Genomic DNA, 18,514 nt, shown 5'->3' on the forward strand with positions numbered 1-18,514 from the left:
TTCACTCCCGGGTCGGATCCGGGAAGCGCATCACCCGCCCGAGTGCGGAACAATGCAGGGTGTGAGCAGCGACGAGATCACCACCGCCCAACCGTCATCCACGACCGATGGTCAGTCCCGGCGGATGCCCTCGGCGAACGACAGGGCCCAGGAGAAGCACGCGGTCCCCTCGGCTCCGCCCGCCGTGACGGCGGCGAGCGCCCAGCTCACCGACTCGCTGCCCGACGATCGCTACTTCAACCGGGAACTCTCCTGGCAGGATTTCAACGCGCGCGTGCTCGCCCTCTCGGAGGACCCGTCGCAGCCCCTGCTCGAACGCACCAAGTTCATCGCGATCTTCGCGTCCAATCTGGACGAGTTCTACATGGTCCGGGTCGCCGGCCTCAAACGCAGGGACGAGACGGGGCTGTCGGTGCGCAGCGCGGACGGGCTCACGCCGCGCGAGCAACTGGCGTACATCGCCAAGCGCAATCAGGACCTGGTGGAGCGTCAGACCGAGGCGTTCGAGGAGAACGTTCGGCCCGCGCTCGCCGACGAGGGCATCCGCATCGTGCGCTGGGCGGATCTGGACGCGGCGGACAAGGTTCGCCTGTCGAGCTACTTCAGCGAGCAGATCTTCCCTGTGCTGACTCCGCTCGCGGTGGACCCGGCGCATCCGTTTCCCTACATTTCCGGCCTTTCGCTCAATCTGGCCGTCACGGTTCGCGACCCGGAGGGCGGCACCGAGCGGTTCGCCAGGGTCAAGGTGCCGAACAACGTGCACCGGCTGATCCGGATCGAGCAGCAACGGCAGAGCCGGACCGCGACGTTCCTTCCGCTGGAGGAGCTGATCTCCGCTCACCTCGGCGAACTCTTCACCGGGATGGAAGTCATCGAACACCACGTGTTCAGGGTCACCCGGAACGCGGATTTCGAGGTCGAGGAGGATCGCGACGAGGACCTGTTGCAAGCACTCGAACGCGAACTCGCCCAGCGAAGGTTCGGCCCTCCGGTACGCCTTGAGGTCGCCAGCGACATGAGCGAGCACATGCTCGAGTTGCTGCTGCGCGAACTCGAGGTCGATCCGCACGATGTCGTCGAGGTTCCCGGCCTGCTCGACCTCAGCTGCCTGCACCAGCTCTCCAGTGTGGACCGCAAGGAACTCAAGGACCCACCGTTCGTGCCCGCGACCCACCCGGCGTTCGGGGAGCGGGAGACACCGAAGAGCGTTTTCGCCACCCTCCGCGAGGGCGACGTCCTCGTCCACCATCCCTACGACTCGTTCTCCACGAGCGTGCAGCGATTCATCGAACAAGCGGCGGCCGACAACAAGGTCCTCGCCATCAAACAGACGCTGTACCGAACCTCGGGTGACTCCCCGGTGGTGGACGCGCTCATCGATGCGGCGCAGGCGGGCAAGCAGGTGGTCGCCCTCGTGGAGATCAAGGCACGGTTCGACGAACTGGCCAACATCAGCTGGGCGCGCACACTGGAACGCGCGGGCGTGCACGTGGTCTACGGCCTGGTGGGGCTGAAGACCCACTGCAAGGTCGCGATGGTGGTGCGCCAGGAGGGCTCCACGATCCGCCGCTACTGCCATATCGGAACCGGCAACTACAACCCGAAGACGGCCAGGATCTACGAGGATATGGGCCTGCTCACCGCGGATCCGACGATCGGGGCCGACCTGACCGACCTGTTCAACGTGCTCACCGGCTACTCCAGGCAGGACACCTACCGCAACATCCTGACCTCTCCGCACGGCATCCGGCGCGGCATCCTGCATTGCATCTCACAGGAAATCGAGCAGCAGAAGGCGGGCGGACGAGCCGGGATTCGGATCAAGTGCAACTCACTGGTCGACGAACAGATCATCGACGCCCTGTATCGCGCTTCCCAGGCGGGAGTTCCGGTGGAGATCGTCGTTCGTGGTATCTGCTCACTCAAACCGGGTGTCCCAGGGCTCAGCGACAATATCGTCGTCCGCTCCATTCTCGGGCGATTCCTGGAGCACTCACGTGTCTTTCACTTCAGAGCGGGTAGCTCGTATTGGATCGGCAGTGCGGACATGATGCACCGAAATCTGGACCGGAGGATCGAGGCACTGGTGCGGGTGAAGGATCCGAAACTGACCGCGCAACTGGACGAGGTGCTGGATTCGGCGCTCGACCCGGCGACTCGTTGCTGGGTACTCACCGGCAACGGGGAGTGGGAGCCCTCACCAGCCGACGGATCGCAGGTTCGCGACCACCAGGTCGAGACGCTCGCGAAACATCGGGCCGCCGGATGAGCCGGGCGGATCGTGCTCCGGCGATCAGGGCCGCGGGCGCTGTGTTGTGGCGAAACCGGGAAGCAGGCACGGACAGCGCCATCGAGGTAGCCGTCGTGCACCGGCCGCGCTACGACGACTGGTCGCTGCCGAAGGGAAAGCTGGATCCCGGCGAGACCGTACCGGTGGCGGCGGTTCGTGAACTTCGGGAGGAGACCGGGTTCGAAGCGGTGCTCGGGAGATACCTGCTCCAGGTCGATTACGAGGTCGACCACCGTGGCGTCCGGTCTGACAAGATCGTGGACTTCTTCAGTGCCAGGGCAGTATTCGGCGGGTTCGCGGCGAATGACGAGGTCGATGACCTGCGCTGGCTACCGGTGCGCGAGGCCGAGGCGATGCTGACCTATCACGCGGACGTGGCCGTACTACGTGAGTTCTGCGCACTTCCCGCCCAACTCACGACGGTCCTGTTGATCCGCCACGCCAAAGCGGGCAAGCGGGAGGAATGGACCGGCGACGACGATCTTCGTCCACTCTCGGATGCGGGTCAGCGGCAGGCGGAGGCCGTCCGGACCATGGTGCGCGCGTTCCACCCCGATCGGGTCCTGGCCGCGCCCCGCCTGCGCTGCGTGCAGACCGTGCAGGGCGTCGCGGAGGATCTGGGCACCGAGGTACGACACGAGTCCCTGCTCGCGGAGGAGGGCTACTGGCGGGATCCGGTCCTGGGCACCGCCAGACTGCTCGCCATCGTCGGTGACGGCGGCACCCCGCTGATCTCCAGTCAGGGAGGGGTCATCCCCGCCGTCGTCACGGCCCTGGCCGAACGCGATGGTGTGGCGCTGGCCTCCGGCAAATCCGGGACGGTGTCGGCGAAGAAGGGCTCGCTCTGGTTGTTGTCGTTCCGGCCGCCGACCGAAGCGGACGGGCCACGACTCGTAGCGGCGACCTACTTTCCCAGTCCGCTACCCGCTCCCGCCACCGCGAGGTCCTGACCGGAGACTCCGTCCGGCCTTCCACTGTGGATCACCCGGCTGCCGCAGGGCGGTGACGACGAACTCGGGCAACGAAGGTACGTACATGCGGCAGGGCCCCGCGCGGGTGTGCGCGGGGCCCTGCCGAGAAGCCACCGTAGTGACGAAATCACCAGCTCACAGGCTGGTCACTTCTTTTTCTTGGCTGCGGCGGTGGTCTTCTTCGGAGCCGACTTGGCCGAAGTCTTCGCGGCCGCCTTCGGCGCGGCCTTGGCGGCCGGCTTCTTTGCGGCGGAGCTCTTTGTCGCCGATGACGTCGACGCGGCCTTCGTCGTCTTGGCCGCGGCCTTCGGCGCTGCCTTGGCCGTCGACTTGGTGGCCGCCGTCTTCGGCGCCGCCTTGGTGGCGGTCCGGCTCGCGGTGGTGCTCCGGCTCGACGCCGCACGGGTCGTCGTCGAACGCGGCGTGGTGGCCTTGGTCCGCGAGGTGGTGCTCCGGGTCGTGCTGGGGCGGCTGGCGGTCGCCCTCGTCGCCGCGGTGCGGGTGCCGGTGCTACGCGAGGCGGTCGTGCCCGTGCTACGCGCGGCCGGGGTGGCCCGCTTCACGGCCGTTGCCTTCGGCAGCTTCTTCGCGCCGCTGACAACGTCCTTGAAGGTCGTACCGGCCCGGAAAGCCGGAACGTTGGTCTTCTTCACGCGCACGGTCTCGCCCGTACGCGGGTTGCGAGCGGTGCGAGCGGCACGCGCACGCTTCTCGAACACACCGAAACCGGTGATGTTCACCTTCTCGCCCTTGTTGACCGTCCGGATGATGATGTCGACGAGACCGTCGACAGCTTCCGACGCAACCTTTTTGTCGCCCAAACGCTCGGAGAGCGCTTCGATCAGCTGGGCCTTGTTGGCCATTCCAGTCCTCCAAGAAGAACTACTTGTACACGGCCACGTCGGCCGACTTGCGCACACGGTATTACCAATGCAGCACAAATTCCAAACGGCGCGCGGAAGTTTTCGTTGCCGGAGCGGGATGTTCCGCCCTCTGAGGGACCTCTGGAGTGGTCTCCAGGCCCTTTTCCGGTGCCGTTCGGCGTGGTTTCACCGACCTTCGGCCGGTGCCGGATCCCCTTGCTGAGCAGGGAATCCGTGTCTCCGCCTTCGCTGCGGTGTCAGCCGGGAGTGGTGACCGGCTTCCACGATGGCCTGTCCGACTCGAACTTGTCGATGTCGGCGGCGTGTCGCAGAGTCAGCGCGATGTCGTCGAGTCCCTCCAGCAGGCGCCAGCGGGTGTAGTCATCGATCGTGAAGGGTGCGGTGAAGTCCTTGGCTCGTACCGTCTTCTCCGTGAGGTCCACGGTGACCTCGGTGCCCGGCTCGTTCTCCAGGATCTTCCACAGCTGTTCGACGTCCGACTGCTCACACTCGGCGGCCAGCAGCCCCTGCTTCCCAGAGTTGCCCCGGAAGATGTCCGCGAAGCGGGACGAGATGACCACGCGGAAGCCGTAGTTCATCAGCGCCCAGACGGCGTGCTCCCTGGACGAGCCCGTGCCGAAGTCGGCACCGGCGACCAGCACGCTGCCGGACTTGTAGGGCTCGGAATTGAGCACGAAGTGTTCGTCGGCCCGCCAGGCCGCGAACAGCCCGTCTTCGAAGCCGGTGCGGGTGACCCGCTTGAGGTAGACGGCCGGGATGATCTGGTCAGTGTCCACGTTGGACCTGCGCAGCGGCACTCCGATCCCGGTGTGGGAGGTGAAGGGTTCCATGCTGAGTGGCTCCTGTGTCAGTACGAGGTGAAGGGTCGCGACCTGTGCGTCAACGGGCGCTGTCGGCGGCTGCCGCGGTGCTTGCCGTGCTGGCGGAGTGCGGCAACAGGTCCTCAGGCGAGGACAGGGTGCCGCGAACGGCCGTGGCAGCGGCCACGAGCGGCGACACCAGATGGGTACGCCCGCCCTTGCCCTGCCTGCCCTCGAAGTTCCTGTTGGAGGTCGAGGCACTGCGCTCCCCCGGCTTGAGCTGATCCGGGTTCATCCCGAGGCACATCGAGCACCCCGCCTGCCGCCATTCGGCGCCTGCCGCGGTGAACACCTCGTCGAGCCCCTCGGCCTCAGCGGCCTTGCGTACCCGCATCGAACCAGGGACCACGAGCATGCGAACCCCCTCCGCGACCTGATGCCCGCGAAGTACCTCGGCTGCCGACCGCAGGTCCTCGATCCGCCCGTTCGTGCAGGAACCGAGGAAGACCGTGTCCACCGAAATCTCCCGCAGCGGGGTCCCCGGTTGCAGATCCATGTAGGACAGAGCCTTCTCCGCGGCGAACCGCTCACTCTCGTCGGCGATCTGCTCGGGGTCCGGGATCCTGGCGTGCAGCGGAAGGCCCTGGCCGGGGTTCGTACCCCAGGTCACGAACGGTGTGAGTTCGGCCGCATCCAGGTGAACCTCCGCGTCGAACTCGGCGCCGGAATCGGTTCGCAGCTCACGCCAGTTGGCCACAGCGGTGTCCCAATCGGCTCCGGACGGGGCGTGCGGCTTGCCCTTCAGGTACTCGAAGGTGACCTCGTCCGGTGCAATCATGCCCGCGCGGGCGCCCGCCTCGATCGACATATTGCAGATCGTCATCCTGGCTTCCATCGAAAGGGCTTCGATCGCACTGCCGCGATACTCCAGAACGTAGCCCTGTCCACCACCGGTACCGATCTTCGCGATCACCGCCAGGATGATGTCCTTCGCCGTGACTCCCGGCCGCAACTCGCCGTCCACGGTGATCGCCATCGTCTTGAAGGGACGCAGGGGCAGCGTCTGCGTGGCGAGCACATGCTCCACCTCGGAGGTGCCGATACCGAAGGCCATCGCCCCGAACGCGCCATGCGTGGAGGTGTGGCTGTCGCCGCAAACCACGGTCATCCCGGGCTGGGTCAGGCCGAGCTGTGGACCGATGACGTGCACGATTCCCTGTTCGGCATCGCCCATCGGGTGCAGCCGGACCCCGAACTCCTTGCAGTTGCGCCGGAGTGTGTCCACCTGGGTACGCGAAACGGGATCGGCGATCGGCAGGTCGATATCGATCGTCGGCACGTTGTGGTCTTCGGTGGCGATCGTCAGATCCGGCCTGCGCACGGGCCTGCCCGCGAGGCGGAGACCGTCGAATGCCTGCGGGCTGGTGACCTCGTGCACGAGGTGCAGGTCGATGTAGAGCAGGTCCGGCTCCGCACCCTCACCGCGGCGCACCGTGTGGGAGTCCCACACCTTCTCCGCGAGCGTCTTCGCCTTCGCACCCTGGGTGGTGGTCATCAGGGCTCCTCCCAAAAAGTTGTGGGAGCAAAGGAACTCGGTCGAGCCGACGGGCACGAGCCGGCTGGCGACTCGAGTTCGATTTGTCCCAGGATCTGGACATCCCAAAGTTCGGGAATGTAGTATCGCTACGTGGGACAGCATAGCCCTTCAAACCAGCACAGCGGTATCGGCGTCCTGGACAAGGCCGTGGCCGTTCTCCAAGCGGTGGCCGACGATCCTTGCGGACTCGCCGAACTCTGCGCACGCACGGGACTGCCACGCGCGACCGCACACCGTCTCGCCGTGGGTCTCGAGGTGCACCGGCTCCTGCGCCGGGGCGCCGACGGCAGATGGCGCCCCGGCAGCGCGCTGGCGGAACTGTCGGGCGGCACGACCGACCCATTACTCGACGCCGCGAGTTCGATCCTGCCGAAGCTGCGCGACATCACCGGCGAAAGCGTGCAGCTGTACCGCAGGGACGGCGTACAGCGCATCTGTGTGTCCACTGCGGAGCCGCCAAGCGGACTCCGGGACACCGTCCCGATCGGCTCCCGGCTGCCGATGACGGCAGGCTCAGGGGCCAAAGTGCTCGCCGCGTGGTCCGACCCGCACACACAGCGCACGATCCTGACCGACGCCGTCTACGGCGAGCGGACATTGCTCGAAGTACGCAGGCGTGGCTGGGCACAGAGTGTCGCCGAGCGCGAGCCGGGCGTCGCGAGTGTCTCCGCGCCGGTGCGGGACTCCTCCGGCTCGGTTGTCGCCGCGGTATCGGTGTCCGGCCCGATCGAGCGGATCGGCCGCAAGCCGGGCTCCCGCTGGGCCGCCGATCTCCTCGCGGCCGCCGAAGCCCTCCAGGATCGCTTGTAAGCCCCCCGAGACACGCAAAAACACCGGAGGCCCATCCGCCGGAACGGATGGGCCTCCGGTGTTCTTCTTCGCGTACCCCCGATGGGATTCGAACCCACGCTACCGGCGTGAGAGGCCGGCGTCCTAGGCCGCTAGACGACGGGGGCTTGCCTTGTTGCGAGAGAGAACTTACCAGACTGAAATTTTCCCTCTGCAGCTGGGGTACCAGGACTCGAACCTAGACTAACTGAACCAGAATCAGTCGTGCTGCCGATTACACCATACCCCAATACTCGGCGCTCTCCGGGAGAACTCCTGTCGAACACCGCCGGGAAGAAATACTAGACCACCCCGAATTCGGGGTCGCAGGCGGCCCCGGCACACGCCCCTTGATCATCGCTGTATCGGCACTCCCACGCTGGCGAACTCGCAGATCAGCAGCTCGGGAAGCTCGGCGAGGCTGTCGATCTCGTGCACCCCCGTTGGCACGTCCTCGGTTACCGCGCGCCGGTTCAGCCAGACACCGCCGAGACCGGCGTCCCGGGCCCCGATCGCATCGGTGTCGAGTTTGTCCCCCACATGCGCCGCCTCGGACGGGTCACAACCCATTGTCAGGCAAACAGTGTGAAACATCACTGGATCGGGTTTCGCGGTTCCCATTTCGCCTGCGATCGCCACGTGATCAAAGAACCGCGCCAGTCCGAGGTCCGCCAGCTTCGCCCGCTGGTGCCCGCCAGAGGCGTTGGTCACCGCGGCGAGCTGCACGCCGGCCGCGTTCAGCCAGTCGAGACAGGGCAACACATCGTCGAACAGCCGCCACGAGCGGCGCAGCAACTCCCGTCGCCTGGCCTCGAAACCGACGACGTCACCGGTGTCCATCTCCGCGCCGAGTTCGGCGAGAAAGCACCGGCTGCGAGTGAGGTGCATATCGGCGTATGCGAGGTCGCCTGCGACGACCTTGGCCACATGCTCGTCGGTGATCCGCTCCCAGAGCGACCACATGTCGGCCCTGCCGATCAGCTCGGCCAGCGCACGGCTGCCTGCCGAGGTGAAGTCGATCAGGGTGTCGTCGATGTCGAGACAGACCAGCCGGAGCGCCGGAGGGGACCAGGGCCCAGGAGGGGCGGCCCGTTCGGCCGTTGCCTGCGATGCCGTCGGGGTAGCGAACGCAAAATCCACTCAGCGAGGCTAGGCCACTTTCGGCCGTACCGATTCGACTATCGAGGTGATTAGTGCTGCTCTGTTCCGGTGTATGTCTTCTACCCTGCGTTGGACGGGAGGGCGCGACGCAGCCGTCCGAGCGATTTGTCCCGGCCGAGCAGCTCCATCGATTCGTACAACGGTGGCGACACCGTACGCCCCGTGACGGCCACCCGAACAGGGGCGAACGCCTTGCGGGGCTTCAGCCCGAGGCCTTCGACCAGCGCGTCCTTGAGCGCCTGCTCGATGGCGCCGGTCTCCCAGGAATCCAGTGCCTCCAACGACTCGAGCGCGGACCGCAGCACGGGCTCGGAGTCCGGCCCCAGCGCCTTCGTCGCGGACGCCTCCTCCGGGGCGAAGCTTTCCTCATCGATAAAGAGAAAGCGCAGCATGTCGGTGGCGTCGGAGAGCACGGTCACCCGCTCCTGCACCAGTGGCGCGATCTCCCGCAGCGCGGCGAGCTGCTCCTCCCCCGGCGTCTCCGGCAGCACTCCCGCGGCTGTGAGGTAGGGCACCACCCGGCTCGCGAAGTCCGCGTTGTCCAGTGCGCGGACATGCGTACCGTTGATCGCCTCGGCCTTTTTGACGTCGAACCGCGCAGGATTGGCGCTCACCTTGGTGATCTCGAAAGCGGCCACGAGTTCGTCGACACCGAACACGTCCCGGTCGTCGGCGATCGACCAGCCGAGCAGCGCCAGATAGTTGAGCAGCCCCTCCGGGATGAAGCCCCGGTCGCGGTAGTTGAAAAGATTCGAGGAGGGGTCGCGTTTGGACAACTTCTTGTTGCCCTCGCCCATCACGTACGGCAGGTGGCCGAACTCGGGCACGAACTCCGCGACGCCGATGCGCCGCAACGCCTGGTACAACGCGATCTGGCGTGGAGTGGAGGGCAGGAGGTCCTCGCCGCGCAGCACGTGGGTGATGCGCATCATCGCGTCGTCGACGGGATTGGTCAGTGTGTACAGCGGATCGCCGTTGCCACGCACCAGAACGGGATCGGGAATGGTTCCTGCCGGGAAACTGATCTCACCACGCACCAGGTCGGTCCAGGCGAGGTCCTCGCCGGGCATCCGCAACCGCAGCACCGGAGAACGGCCCTGCGCGCGGAACTCCTCCCGCTGCTGCTCGGTCAGTTCGCGGTCGAAGTTGTCGTAGCCGAGCTTCGGGTCCTGCCCCGCCGCCTTGCGCCGCGCCTCCACCTCATCGTTCGTGGAGAACGCCTCGTACAGCTCGCCTGCCTCCAGCAACCGGCGAGCCACGTCGGCGTAGATGTCGCCCCGCAGGCTCTGTCGGTACGGGCCGAAGTCGCCACCGATCTCGGGACCCTCGTCCCAGTCGAGGCCGAGCCAGCGCAGCGCGTCGAGCAGCGCCTCGTAGGACTCCTCCGAATCCCGCGCGGCGTCGGTGTCCTCGATCCGGAACACCAGGCTTCCGCCGTGATGCCGGGCGAAGGCCCAGTTGAACAACGCCGTTCGGATCAACCCGACATGCGGGGTTCCGGTCGGCGAGGGACAGAAGCGGGCGCGCACTGGCGAAGGCATCTCAGTCATAGCCCGATCAGCGTATCGGGCCGCCCGCAAGCTCGAAACGCGAGCGCCTCCCCTTGACGTCGGAACTCCGGCGGGCCACAGTTGAAGTTATTCAACACGCGCTGAAAAAGGGGTGGTAGCGATGTCCGACCGGACGACCTGTGCCGTCATCGGTGGCGGTCCCGCTGGAATGGTGCTCGGCCTGTTGCTCGCCAGGGCCGGGATCGAGGTCACGGTGCTGGAGAAGCACGGGGACTTTCTCCGGGACTTCCGGGGCGACACGGTGCACCCGACCACGCTGGATCTGCTGGACGAGCTCGGCCTCGGCGAGAAGTTCGCCGCACTGCCGCAAAGCAGACTCGAAGAGGTGGCCTTCCCGATCGACGACACCCGCCGCGTCGTCGTCGGTGACCTCCGCAGGCTCAAGGTCCGCCACCCGTACATCGCGATGGTGCCCCAGTGGGATCTGCTCAATCTGCTCGCCGAAGCGGGCAGCGCGGAACCGGCCTTCACCCTGCGCATGCGGACCGAGGCGACCGGCCTGATCCGGGAAGCGGGCAAGGTCGCCGGAGTGCGCTATCGCACCGCGGACGGCGGTGAAGGCGAGTTGCGGGCGGATCTCACAGTGGCCTGCGACGGACGTACCTCGATGGCCAGAAGTGCGGCAGATCTTCGCCCGAAAGAGTTCTCCGTGCCCATCGACGCGTGGTGGTTCCGGCTGCCCCGGAAACCACAGGAGCAGGCTTCCGCGCTGACTCCGCGAATGCGACGGGGCAGCTTCGCCATCGTCATCCCCCGTGAAGGCTTCTTCCAGATCGCCTACATCGCCCGCAAGGGCGTCGACGCCCGGTTCCGGGCCGAAGGCATCGAGCGATTCCGGCAGGGGCTGACCGAACTGATCCCGGCACTGGCCGACCGGGTGGACCAGCTCGAGTCGATGGACGAGGTCAAACACCTCGACATCCGGTTGAACCGGCTGAACCACTGGCACGTCGACGGGCTGCTGTGCATCGGTGACGCCGCACACGCGATGTCACCGATCGGCGGCGTGGGAATCAATCTGGCGGTTCAGGACGCCGTCGCGACCGCGACCCTGCTCGCCACGGCCCTGCGCGGCGGCAGAGTGGACACCGCGCAGTTGGCGAAGGTCCGGCGGAGGCGGCTGCTGCCGACGATCCTTGTCCAAGGCCTGCAACGGCTGCTGCACAGGGCCGTGGTGGCACCGGTGGTCAATGGCCGGAAGGCGGGACCGCCGAAGCCGGTCATCGCCCTGATGCGCGTTGTCCCCAAGGCCTCGTTCATCCCGGCCTATCTCATCGGCGTCGGGTTCCGCCCCGAGCACGCGCCCGAATTCGCCCGCAGGCAGCCCGGATAGCGCTCAGCCCGCGGCCACGGGGTTCGACAGTGTGCCGATGCCCTCGACAGTGATCGACACCTGCTGTCCCGCCGTCATCGGACCGACGCCCTCCGGGGTGCCGGTGATGATGACATCGCCCGGCAGCAGGGTCATCACCGAGGACACGAACTCGATCAGGTCCGGAATCTTGTGCACCAGAGCCGAGGTGCGCGAATCCTGCCGGACCTCACCGTCCAGTTCGGTGCGCAGCGCGAGGTCACTGGGGTCCAATGAGGTCTCGATCCACGGACCGAGCGGGCAGAAGGTGTCGTACCCCTTGGCCCTGCCCCACTGCCCGTCGGACTTCTGCTGATCGCGCGCGCTGACGTCGTTGGCGATGGTGTAACCGAGGATCGCCGCACTCGCGCGGGCCGCGGGCACGTTCTTCACCGGCTGTCCGATGACGATGGCGAGCTCGCCCTCGAAGTCCACTCGGGACGAACTCGGCGGAAGCTTGATGGCGGCGTTGGGGCCGATGACGCTCGTGGACGGCTTGATGAAGATCATCGGTTCGGCCGGCACCTCGTTGCCGAACTCACCCGCGTGCGCGGCGTAGTTGCGCCCGACAGCGATGATCTTCGAAGGCAGGATGGGTGCGAGCAGCCGGACATCGGCCAGCGGCCAGCGGCGACCGGTGAAGTTGGGCTGACCGAACGGGTGTTCGGCGATCTCCAGAACCTGGGCGTCCGCGTCATCCCCCTCGATGGCGGCGAAAGCGACGCCACCGGCCGGATGAGCAATTCGAGCAAGTCGCATGACCACACCCTACGGTAAGCAACCCCAGTCACCCCCAACCGCACTTTCCCGGGAAAGCGCGCTGGGACAAGCCCGGCTACCTCGACAGCGACGTCCGCCGCCTCGCACTTTCCCGGGAAAGTGCGAGGGGCGGAACGGGGGTAAACCCTGAGGAGCGGGTAGGGACAACACCAGGAAGGAATCGGGAGGATGCCCGATGGTTTCGTGGCCTCCCGCGGACCAACGTTGTCCACATGGCGAATGTCGCGATTGCACCAGCCGGGCCGAAGAGTTCTGGGCCGGAGATCTCCGTCCTCCAGTTGGCTTCGAGCCTCGGAATCGGCGGCGCCGCACTGGCCATGCTGACGATGGCCCTCCTGCACCTCGGCGGAAGCGGCCGGATCGACCCGATGTCCACAACGCTGTCCGACTACATCTTCCTGGACGGGGTGGGCTGGCTGTTCAACGCCAGTGTGCTGAGTATCGCCGTCGCGGGCATCGGGATCATCCTCGGACTCCACGTGACCGGCCGGGCGCGGGATCCACTGCTACTGGGGACACTGTGGCTGGCAGTCGCCGGTTCGGTGCTGGTGGCCGCGTTTCCCACCGACCCCGGCGAGTCGGTTTCGCTGTCCGCGCAGATTCACCGTTACGCCGCTGGGGTCGTCTTCTTCTGCCTGCCGATCGCCGCGGCGCTAATGGCGTCCCGGCTGGGTCGCGATGGCGGATCAGCGGGACAACGCGGGCGCCTGCTGGGCGGCATCGCCTGCACCTGCCTGGCGCTCGCGGTGTTCCTCACGAGCCAGTCGGCAGCCGCCCCTGCGGATCTGTACGCCACTCTCGGTCTGTGGCAACGGGTGTTGTTCATGACCGAGTTGCTCCTGCTGGTACAGCTCACATCGCTCACCACCCGGCTGTCCCCGGGCCGCGACTCACGCGCGCAGACTCTTGTGCACCAGCGCATCGCACAGCGCGAGCCAGCTCGCCTCGACGATGTTCTCGTGCACGCCGACGGTCGTCCACTCACCCCGGCCGTCCGAGGACTCGACGAGCACCCTGGTGACCGCGTCGGTACCGGGATGCCCCGGCAGGATCCGCACCTTGTAGTCAGCCAGTTCCACACTGTCCAACCAGGACAGATGCGGCGCGAGCGCCTCGCGCAGGGCCGCGTCGAGCGCGTGCACAGGACCGTTTCCCTCCGCGGTGGCGATCACGCGGTGCCCGGCGACGTGCACCTTGACGGTGGCCTCCGAACTCACCTCGCCGTCGGCGCGATGGTCGAGCACGACACGGTAGGACTCGAGCACGAACGGCGGCTCGTCGAGAACGTCTCGCTGCGGTCCGTCGATCTCCCTGCGCAGCAACAGTTCCAGTGAGGCATCGGCGGCCTCGAAGGACCAGCCCTGCGCCTCGAGGCTCTTTACCTTGCGCACTGCGCTGGTCAATGCGTCGGGTTGGCCGGCGAGGTCAACCCCGAGCTCACGTCCCTTGAGCTCGAGGCTGGCCCTGCCGGCCATTTCGGTGACCAGTACCCGCATGTCATTGCCGACAGAAGCTGGATCGATGTGGTTGTACAACAACGGATCCACCTTGATCGCGCTCGCGTGCAGCCCCGCCTTGTGAGCGAAGGCCGAATGCCCGACATAAGCCTGGTGGGTGTCGGGTGCGATATTCGCGATTTCGGCAAGGGCATGGGAGACGCGGGTGAGCTCGGCCGCGCCCCCTGTGGGGAGCACCTCCATGCCGAGCTTGGCCACCAGGTTTCCCGTTACGGCGAAGAGGTCGGCATTACCTGCCCGCTCGCCGTAACCGTTCGCGGTGCACTGCACATGCGTGGCACCGGCCTGCACAGCGGCGACACTGTTGGCCACCGCGCAGGACGTGTCGTCCTGACAGTGAATGCCCAGCCGCAGCCCCGTGCGCTCGGCCACCTCCCGCACGGTGTCGGCGAGCTGCAGGGGCAGCTGCCCGCCGTTGGTGTCGCACAGCACCACCACGTCGGCCCCGGCCTCGCCACCGGCCTCCAGCACACGCAGTGCCGTGTCCGGATCGAAGGCGTAGCCGTCGAAGAAGTGTTCCGCGTCAAGAAAGACCCGCCTGCCCTCGCCGACGAGAAAGGCCACTGTGTCCCGCACCATGGCGCAGGCTTCGTCCACGTCCACCCGTAGCGCACGCTCGATATGCCTGCGGTCCGATTTGGCCACGAGCGTCACGACCGGCGCGAGCGAGTCGAGCAGCCCGCGTACCTGCGAGTCCTCGGCGGCGCTGGTGCCCGCCTTCCTCGTCGATCCGAACGCGACCAATGCCGCGTGTTTCAGTGCCAGCTCTCCCCGAGCCGCCCGCGCGAAGAACTCGGTGTCCTTCGGCATCGCCCCGGGCCAGCCGCCCTCGATGAATCCCACTCCGAGCTCGTCCAGCAACCGTGCCACCGCGAGCTTGTCGGTGACCGAGTAGGAAATGCCCTCACGCTGCGCACCATCGCGCAGTGTCGTGTCGTAGAGGTGGAAATCATCGCCGAGTGGGGTGTCGGCCGGTTCCGTGCGAGTCACGGTCACTCCTGTGTCTTGGAAAAGACGTCTCTGAAAAGAGCTGTACCAAACAAAAAGACCCCCCGCGGATGCGAGAGGTCTGCGCGCCGGGTGCTCGATGAGCTCTATCCGGCGCGCCTGCCGATAATGATCACGGCACGAGAAGTCATGCCAGCCATCATGCCACAACGCCGCCCGACTTCCAAAGCCTGGGCGGGTTCTCCCACCATCTGGTCAAGTCCCCTCGCACTTTCCCGGGAAAGTGCGAGGGGACTTGACCAGATGGTGGGAGAACCCGCCCAGGCTTTGGAAGTCGGGCGGCGTTGTGGCATGATGGCTGGCATGACTTCTCGTGCCGTGATCATTATCGGCAGGCGCGCCGGATAGAGCTCATCGAGCACCCGGCGCGCAGACCTCTCGCATCCGCGGGGGGTCTTTTTGTTTGGTACAGCTCTTTTCAGAGACGTCTTTTCCAAGACACAGGAGTGACCGTGACTCGCACGGAACCGGCCGACACCCCACTCGGCGATGATTTCCACCTCTACGACACGACACTGCGCGATGGTGCGCAGCGTGAGGGCATTTCCTACTCGGTCACCGACAAGCTCGCGGTGGCACGGTTGCTGGACGAGCTCGGAGTGGGATTCATCGAGGGCGGCTGGCCCGGGGCGATGCCGAAGGACACCGAGTTCTTCGCGCGGGCGGCTCGGGGAGAGCTGGCACTGAAACACGCGGCATTGGTCGCGTTCGGATCGACGAGGAAGGCGGGCACCAGCGCCGCCGAGGACTCGCAGGTACGCGGGCTGCTCGACTCGCTCGCGCCGGTCGTGACGCTCGTGGCCAAATCGGACCGCAGGCATATCGAGCGTGCGCTACGGGTGGACGTGGACGAAGCCTGCGCCATGGTGCGGGACACAGTGGCCTTTCTCGTCGGCGAGGGCAGGCGGGTCTTTCTTGACGCGGAACACTTCTTCGACGGCTACGCCTTCGATCCGGACACGGCACTGCGTGTGCTGGAGGCCGGTGGCGAGGCCGGGGCCGACGTGGTGGTGCTGTGCGACACCAACGGCGGGCAGCTGCCCCTGCAGCTCGCCGACACCGTGCGGGAGGTGGCCGAGCGCACGGGGCTGCGGCTGGGCATTCACTGTCAGGACGACACGTCCTGCGCGGTGGCCAACAGTGTCGCCGCTGTGCAGGCCGGTGCCACGCATGTGCAGTGCACCGCGAACGGTTACGGCGAGCGGGCAGGTAATGCCGACCTCTTCGCCGTAACGGGAAACCTGGTGGCCAAGCTCGGCATGGAGGTGCTCCCCACAGGGGGCGCGGCCGAGCTCACCCGCGTCTCCCATGCCCTTGCCGAAATCGCGAATATCGCACCCGACACCCACCAGGCTTATGTCGGGCATTCGGCCTTCGCTCACAAGGCGGGGCTGCACGCGAGCGCGATCAAGGTGGATCCGTTGTTGTACAACCACATCGATCCAGCTTCTGTCGGCAATGACATGCGGGTACTGGTCACCGAAATGGCCGGCAGGGCCAGCCTCGAGCTCAAGGGACGTGAGCTCGGGGTTGACCTCGCCGGCCAACCCGACGCATTGACCAGCGCAGTGCGCAAGGTAAAGAGCCTCGAGGCGCAGGGCTGGTCCTTCGAGGCCGCCGATGCCTCACTGGAACTGTTGCTGCGCAGGGAGATCGACGGACCGCAGCGAGACGTTCTCGACGAGCCGCCGTTCGTGCTCGAGTCCTACCGTGTCGTGCTCGACCATCGCGCCGACGGCGAGGTGAGTTCGGAGGCCACCGTCAAGGTGCACGTCGCCGGGCACCGCGTGATCGCCACCGCGGAGGGAAACGGTCCTGTGCACGCGCTCGACGCGGCCCTGCGCGAGGCGCTCGCGCCGCATCTGTCCTGGTTGGACAGTGTGGAACTGGCTGACTACAAGGTGCGGATCCTGCCGGGGCATCCCGGTACCGACGCGGTCACCAGGGTGCTCGTCGAGTCCTCGGACGGCCGGGGTGAGTGGACGACCGTCGGCGTGCACGAGAACATCGTCGAGGCGAGCTGGCTCGCGCTGTGCGATGCGCTGGTGCACAAGAGTCTGCGCGCGTGAGTCGCGGCCCGGGGACAGCCGGGTGGTGAGCGATGTGAGCTGTACCAGCAGGAGCAACTCGGTCATGAACAACACCCGTTGCCACAGACCGAGAGTGGCGTACAGATCCGCAGGGGCGGCTGCCGACTGGCTCGTGAGGAACACCGCGAGCGCCAGGCAGGTGCAGGCGATGCCGCCCAGCAGGCGCCCGCGTTGTCCCGCTGATCCGCCATCGCGACCCAGCCGGGACGCCATTAGCGCCGCGGCGATCGGCAGGCAGAAGAAGACGACCCCAGCGGCGTAACGGTGAATCTGCGCGGACAGCGAAACCGACTCGCCGGGGTCGGTGGGAAACGCGGCCACCAGCACCGAACCGGCGACTGCCAGCCACAGTGTCCCCAGTAGCAGTGGATCCCGCGCCCGGCCGGTCACGTGGAGTCCGAGGATGATCCCGATGCCCGCGACGGCGATACTCAGCACACTGGCGTTGAACAGCCAGCCCACCCCGTCCAGGAAGATGTAGTCGGACAGCGTTGTGGACATCGGGTCGATCCGGCCGCTTCCGCCGAGGTGCAGGAGGGCCATCGTCAGCATGGCCAGTGCGGCGCCGCCGATTCCGAGGCTCGAAGCCAACTGGAGGACGGAGATCTCCGGCCCAGAACTCTTCGGCCCGGCTGGTGCAATCGCGACATTCGCCATGTGGACAACGTTGGTCCGCGGGAGGCCACGAAACCATCGGGCATCCTCCCGATTCCTTCCTGGTGTTGTCCCTACCCGCTCCTCAGGGTTTACCCCCGTTCCGCCCCTCGCACTTTCCCGGGAAAGTGCGAGGCGGCGGACGTCGCTGTCGAGGTAGCCGGGCTTGTCCCAGCGCGCTTTCCCGGGAAAGTGCGGTTGGGGGTGACTGGGGTTGCTTACCGTAGGGTGTGGTCATGCGACTTGCTCGAATTGCTCATCCGGCCGGTGGCGTCGCTTTCGCCGCCATCGAGGGGGATGACGCGGACGCCCAGGTTCTGGAGATCGCCGAACACCCGTTCGGTCAGCCCAACTTCACCGGTCGCCGCTGGCCGCTGGCCGATGTCCGGCTGCTCGCACCCATCCTGCCTTCGAAGATCATCGCTGTCGGGCGCAACTACGCCGCGCACGCGGGTGAGTTCGGCAACGAGGTGCCGGCCGAACCGATGATCTTCATCAAGCCGTCCACGAGCGTCATCGGCCCCAACGCCGCCATCAAGCTTCCGCCGAGTTCGTCCCGAGTGGACTTCGAGGGCGAGCTCGCCATCGTCATCGGACAGCCGGTGAAGAACGTGCCCGCGGCCCGCGCGAGTGCGGCGATCCTCGGTTACACCATCGCCAACGACGTCAGCGCGCGCGATCAGCAGAAGTCCGACGGGCAGTGGGGCAGGGCCAAGGGGTACGACACCTTCTGCCCGCTCGGTCCGTGGATCGAGACCTCATTGGACCCCAGTGACCTCGCGCTGCGCACCGAACTGGACGGTGAGGTCCGGCAGGATTCGCGCACCTCGGCTCTGGTGCACAAGATTCCGGACCTGATCGAGTTCGTGTCCTCGGTGATGACCCTGCTGCCGGGCGATGTCATCATCACCGGCACCCCGGAGGGCGTCGGTCCGATGACGGCGGGACAGCAGGTGTCGATCACTGTCGAGGGCATCGGCACACTGTCGAACCCCGTGGCCGCGGGCTGAGC

Annotated in this window: 13 protein-coding genes, 2 tRNA genes and 2 pseudogenes; 7 read left to right on the forward strand and 10 right to left on the reverse strand. The window is 66.6% G+C overall.

Annotated features, from left to right (window positions below; all coding sequences use genetic code 11):
- Nucleotides 1-124: 124 nt before the first annotated feature.
- Together D0C15_RS01920 and D0C15_RS01925 are read left to right on the forward strand one after the other, a co-directional pair.
- A complete protein-coding gene (locus tag D0C15_RS01920; protein WP_116040710.1) occupies nucleotides 125-2,269 on the forward strand; it encodes an RNA degradosome polyphosphate kinase in 2,145 nt (714 codons plus the stop codon).
- A complete protein-coding gene (locus D0C15_RS01925; protein WP_116040680.1) occupies nucleotides 2,266-3,240 on the forward strand; it encodes an NUDIX hydrolase in 975 nt (324 codons plus the stop codon). The genes D0C15_RS01920 and D0C15_RS01925 overlap by 4 nt, the downstream gene beginning before the upstream one ends.
- Before the next feature lie 167 nt (nucleotides 3,241-3,407).
- On the opposite strand, the gene D0C15_RS01930 is transcribed toward D0C15_RS01925, so the two are convergent.
- The 3 genes from D0C15_RS01930 to leuC all read right to left on the reverse strand — a co-directional run bounded on the left by D0C15_RS01930 (nucleotide 3,408) and on the right by leuC (nucleotide 6,500).
- Entirely contained in the window at nucleotides 3,408-4,124 is a 717-nt protein-coding gene (locus D0C15_RS01930; RefSeq protein WP_116040681.1) for an HU family DNA-binding protein, read from the reverse strand.
- A gap of 257 nt (nucleotides 4,125-4,381) precedes the next feature.
- On the reverse strand, nucleotides 4,382-4,975 hold the full coding sequence (gene leuD / locus D0C15_RS01935) for a 3-isopropylmalate dehydratase small subunit (protein ID WP_116040682.1): 594 nt from the start codon (nucleotides 4,973-4,975) through the stop codon (nucleotides 4,382-4,384).
- 49 nt (nucleotides 4,976-5,024) lie between these two features.
- Nucleotides 5,025-6,500, reverse strand: coding sequence for a 3-isopropylmalate dehydratase large subunit (leuC, locus tag D0C15_RS01940; protein ID WP_116040683.1), 1,476 nt, complete (start codon nucleotides 6,498-6,500; stop codon nucleotides 5,025-5,027).
- Nucleotides 6,501-6,632: 132 nt separating this feature from the next.
- On the opposite strand from leuC, the gene D0C15_RS01945 reads away from it, so the two are divergent.
- The gene (locus D0C15_RS01945; protein WP_211323062.1) at nucleotides 6,633-7,352 is read left to right on the forward strand and encodes an IclR family transcriptional regulator; all 720 of its coding nucleotides are present in this window, start codon (nucleotides 6,633-6,635) and stop codon (nucleotides 7,350-7,352) included.
- 73 nt (nucleotides 7,353-7,425) lie between these two features.
- On the opposite strand, the gene D0C15_RS01950 is transcribed toward D0C15_RS01945, so the two are convergent.
- The 4 genes from D0C15_RS01950 to gltX form a co-directional block, all read right to left on the reverse strand.
- A tRNA-Glu gene (locus D0C15_RS01950) sits at nucleotides 7,426-7,498 on the reverse strand.
- 50 nt (nucleotides 7,499-7,548) lie between these two features.
- Nucleotides 7,549-7,620: transfer RNA gene (locus D0C15_RS01955), tRNA-Gln, on the reverse strand.
- 104 nt (nucleotides 7,621-7,724) lie between these two features.
- Complete coding sequence (locus D0C15_RS01960; RefSeq protein WP_116040685.1) at nucleotides 7,725-8,510, reverse strand: HAD family hydrolase; 786 nt, start codon at nucleotides 8,508-8,510, stop codon at nucleotides 7,725-7,727.
- Nucleotides 8,511-8,590: 80 nt separating this feature from the next.
- A complete protein-coding gene (gltX, locus tag D0C15_RS01965) occupies nucleotides 8,591-10,081 on the reverse strand; it encodes a glutamate--tRNA ligase (protein ID WP_116040686.1) in 1,491 nt (496 codons plus the stop codon).
- Between the two features lie 121 nt (nucleotides 10,082-10,202).
- Between gltX and D0C15_RS01970 the strand changes: the two genes are divergently transcribed.
- Nucleotides 10,203-11,435 carry an FAD-dependent oxidoreductase gene (locus D0C15_RS01970; protein WP_116040687.1) on the forward strand — a complete coding sequence of 411 codons (1,233 nt, stop codon included), beginning with the start codon at nucleotides 10,203-10,205 and terminating at the stop codon, nucleotides 11,433-11,435.
- Nucleotides 11,436-11,438: 3 nt separating this feature from the next.
- On the opposite strand, the gene D0C15_RS01975 is transcribed toward D0C15_RS01970, so the two are convergent.
- Nucleotides 11,439-12,212, reverse strand: a complete 774-nt coding sequence (locus D0C15_RS01975; RefSeq protein WP_116040688.1) for a fumarylacetoacetate hydrolase family protein — start codon at nucleotides 12,210-12,212, stop codon at nucleotides 11,439-11,441.
- Between the two features lie 233 nt (nucleotides 12,213-12,445).
- Here D0C15_RS01975 and D0C15_RS35640 point away from each other — a divergent pair.
- Nucleotides 12,446-13,075: pseudogene (locus tag D0C15_RS35640) on the forward strand (DUF998 domain-containing protein); the annotation flags it as partial.
- A 48-nt stretch (nucleotides 13,076-13,123) separates the two neighbouring features.
- On the opposite strand, the gene cimA (D0C15_RS01985) reads toward D0C15_RS35640, so the two are convergent.
- Entirely contained in the window at nucleotides 13,124-14,740 is a 1,617-nt protein-coding gene (cimA, locus tag D0C15_RS01985; RefSeq protein WP_116040690.1) for a citramalate synthase, read from the reverse strand.
- A 470-nt stretch (nucleotides 14,741-15,210) separates the two neighbouring features.
- Between cimA (D0C15_RS01985) and cimA (D0C15_RS01990) the strand changes: the two genes are divergently transcribed.
- Complete coding sequence (gene cimA / locus D0C15_RS01990; RefSeq protein ID WP_116040690.1) at nucleotides 15,211-16,827, forward strand: citramalate synthase; 1,617 nt, start codon at nucleotides 15,211-15,213, stop codon at nucleotides 16,825-16,827.
- 48 nt (nucleotides 16,828-16,875) lie between these two features.
- Here cimA (D0C15_RS01990) and D0C15_RS35645 read toward each other — a convergent pair.
- Nucleotides 16,876-17,505 (reverse strand): annotated as a pseudogene (locus D0C15_RS35645) (DUF998 domain-containing protein); the annotation flags it as partial.
- Nucleotides 17,506-17,738: 233 nt separating this feature from the next.
- Here D0C15_RS35645 and D0C15_RS02000 point away from each other — a divergent pair.
- Complete coding sequence (locus tag D0C15_RS02000) at nucleotides 17,739-18,512, forward strand: fumarylacetoacetate hydrolase family protein (RefSeq protein WP_116040688.1); 774 nt, start codon at nucleotides 17,739-17,741, stop codon at nucleotides 18,510-18,512.
- Nucleotides 18,513-18,514: the final 2 nt, after the last annotated feature.

Origin of the sequence: Amycolatopsis palatopharyngis, assembly GCF_003385185.1 — a bacterium.
GTDB classification, from domain to species: Bacteria; Actinomycetota; Actinomycetes; order Mycobacteriales; family Pseudonocardiaceae; genus Amycolatopsis; species Amycolatopsis palatopharyngis.

Bases quoted from the DNA above. Each gene is read 5' to 3' on its own strand.
- gltX (WP_116040686.1), bottom strand. From the start codon at position 10,081: ATGACTGAGATGCCTTCGCCAGTGCGCGCCCGCTTCTGTCCCTCGCCG.
- D0C15_RS02000 (WP_116040688.1), top strand. From the start codon at position 17,739: ATGCGACTTGCTCGAATTGCTCATCCGGCCGGTGGCGTCGCTTTCGCC.
- leuD (WP_116040682.1), bottom strand. From the start codon at position 4,975: ATGGAACCCTTCACCTCCCACACCGGGATCGGAGTGCCGCTGCGCAGG.
- leuC (WP_116040683.1), bottom strand. From the start codon at position 6,500: ATGACCACCACCCAGGGTGCGAAGGCGAAGACGCTCGCGGAGAAGGTG.
- D0C15_RS01925 (WP_116040680.1), top strand. From the start codon at position 2,266: ATGAGCCGGGCGGATCGTGCTCCGGCGATCAGGGCCGCGGGCGCTGTG.
- D0C15_RS01930 (WP_116040681.1), bottom strand. From the start codon at position 4,124: ATGGCCAACAAGGCCCAGCTGATCGAAGCGCTCTCCGAGCGTTTGGGC.
- D0C15_RS01975 (WP_116040688.1), bottom strand. From the start codon at position 12,212: ATGCGACTTGCTCGAATTGCTCATCCGGCCGGTGGCGTCGCTTTCGCC.
- D0C15_RS01920 (WP_116040710.1), top strand. From the start codon at position 125: ATGCCCTCGGCGAACGACAGGGCCCAGGAGAAGCACGCGGTCCCCTCG.
- D0C15_RS01970 (WP_116040687.1), top strand. From the start codon at position 10,203: ATGTCCGACCGGACGACCTGTGCCGTCATCGGTGGCGGTCCCGCTGGA.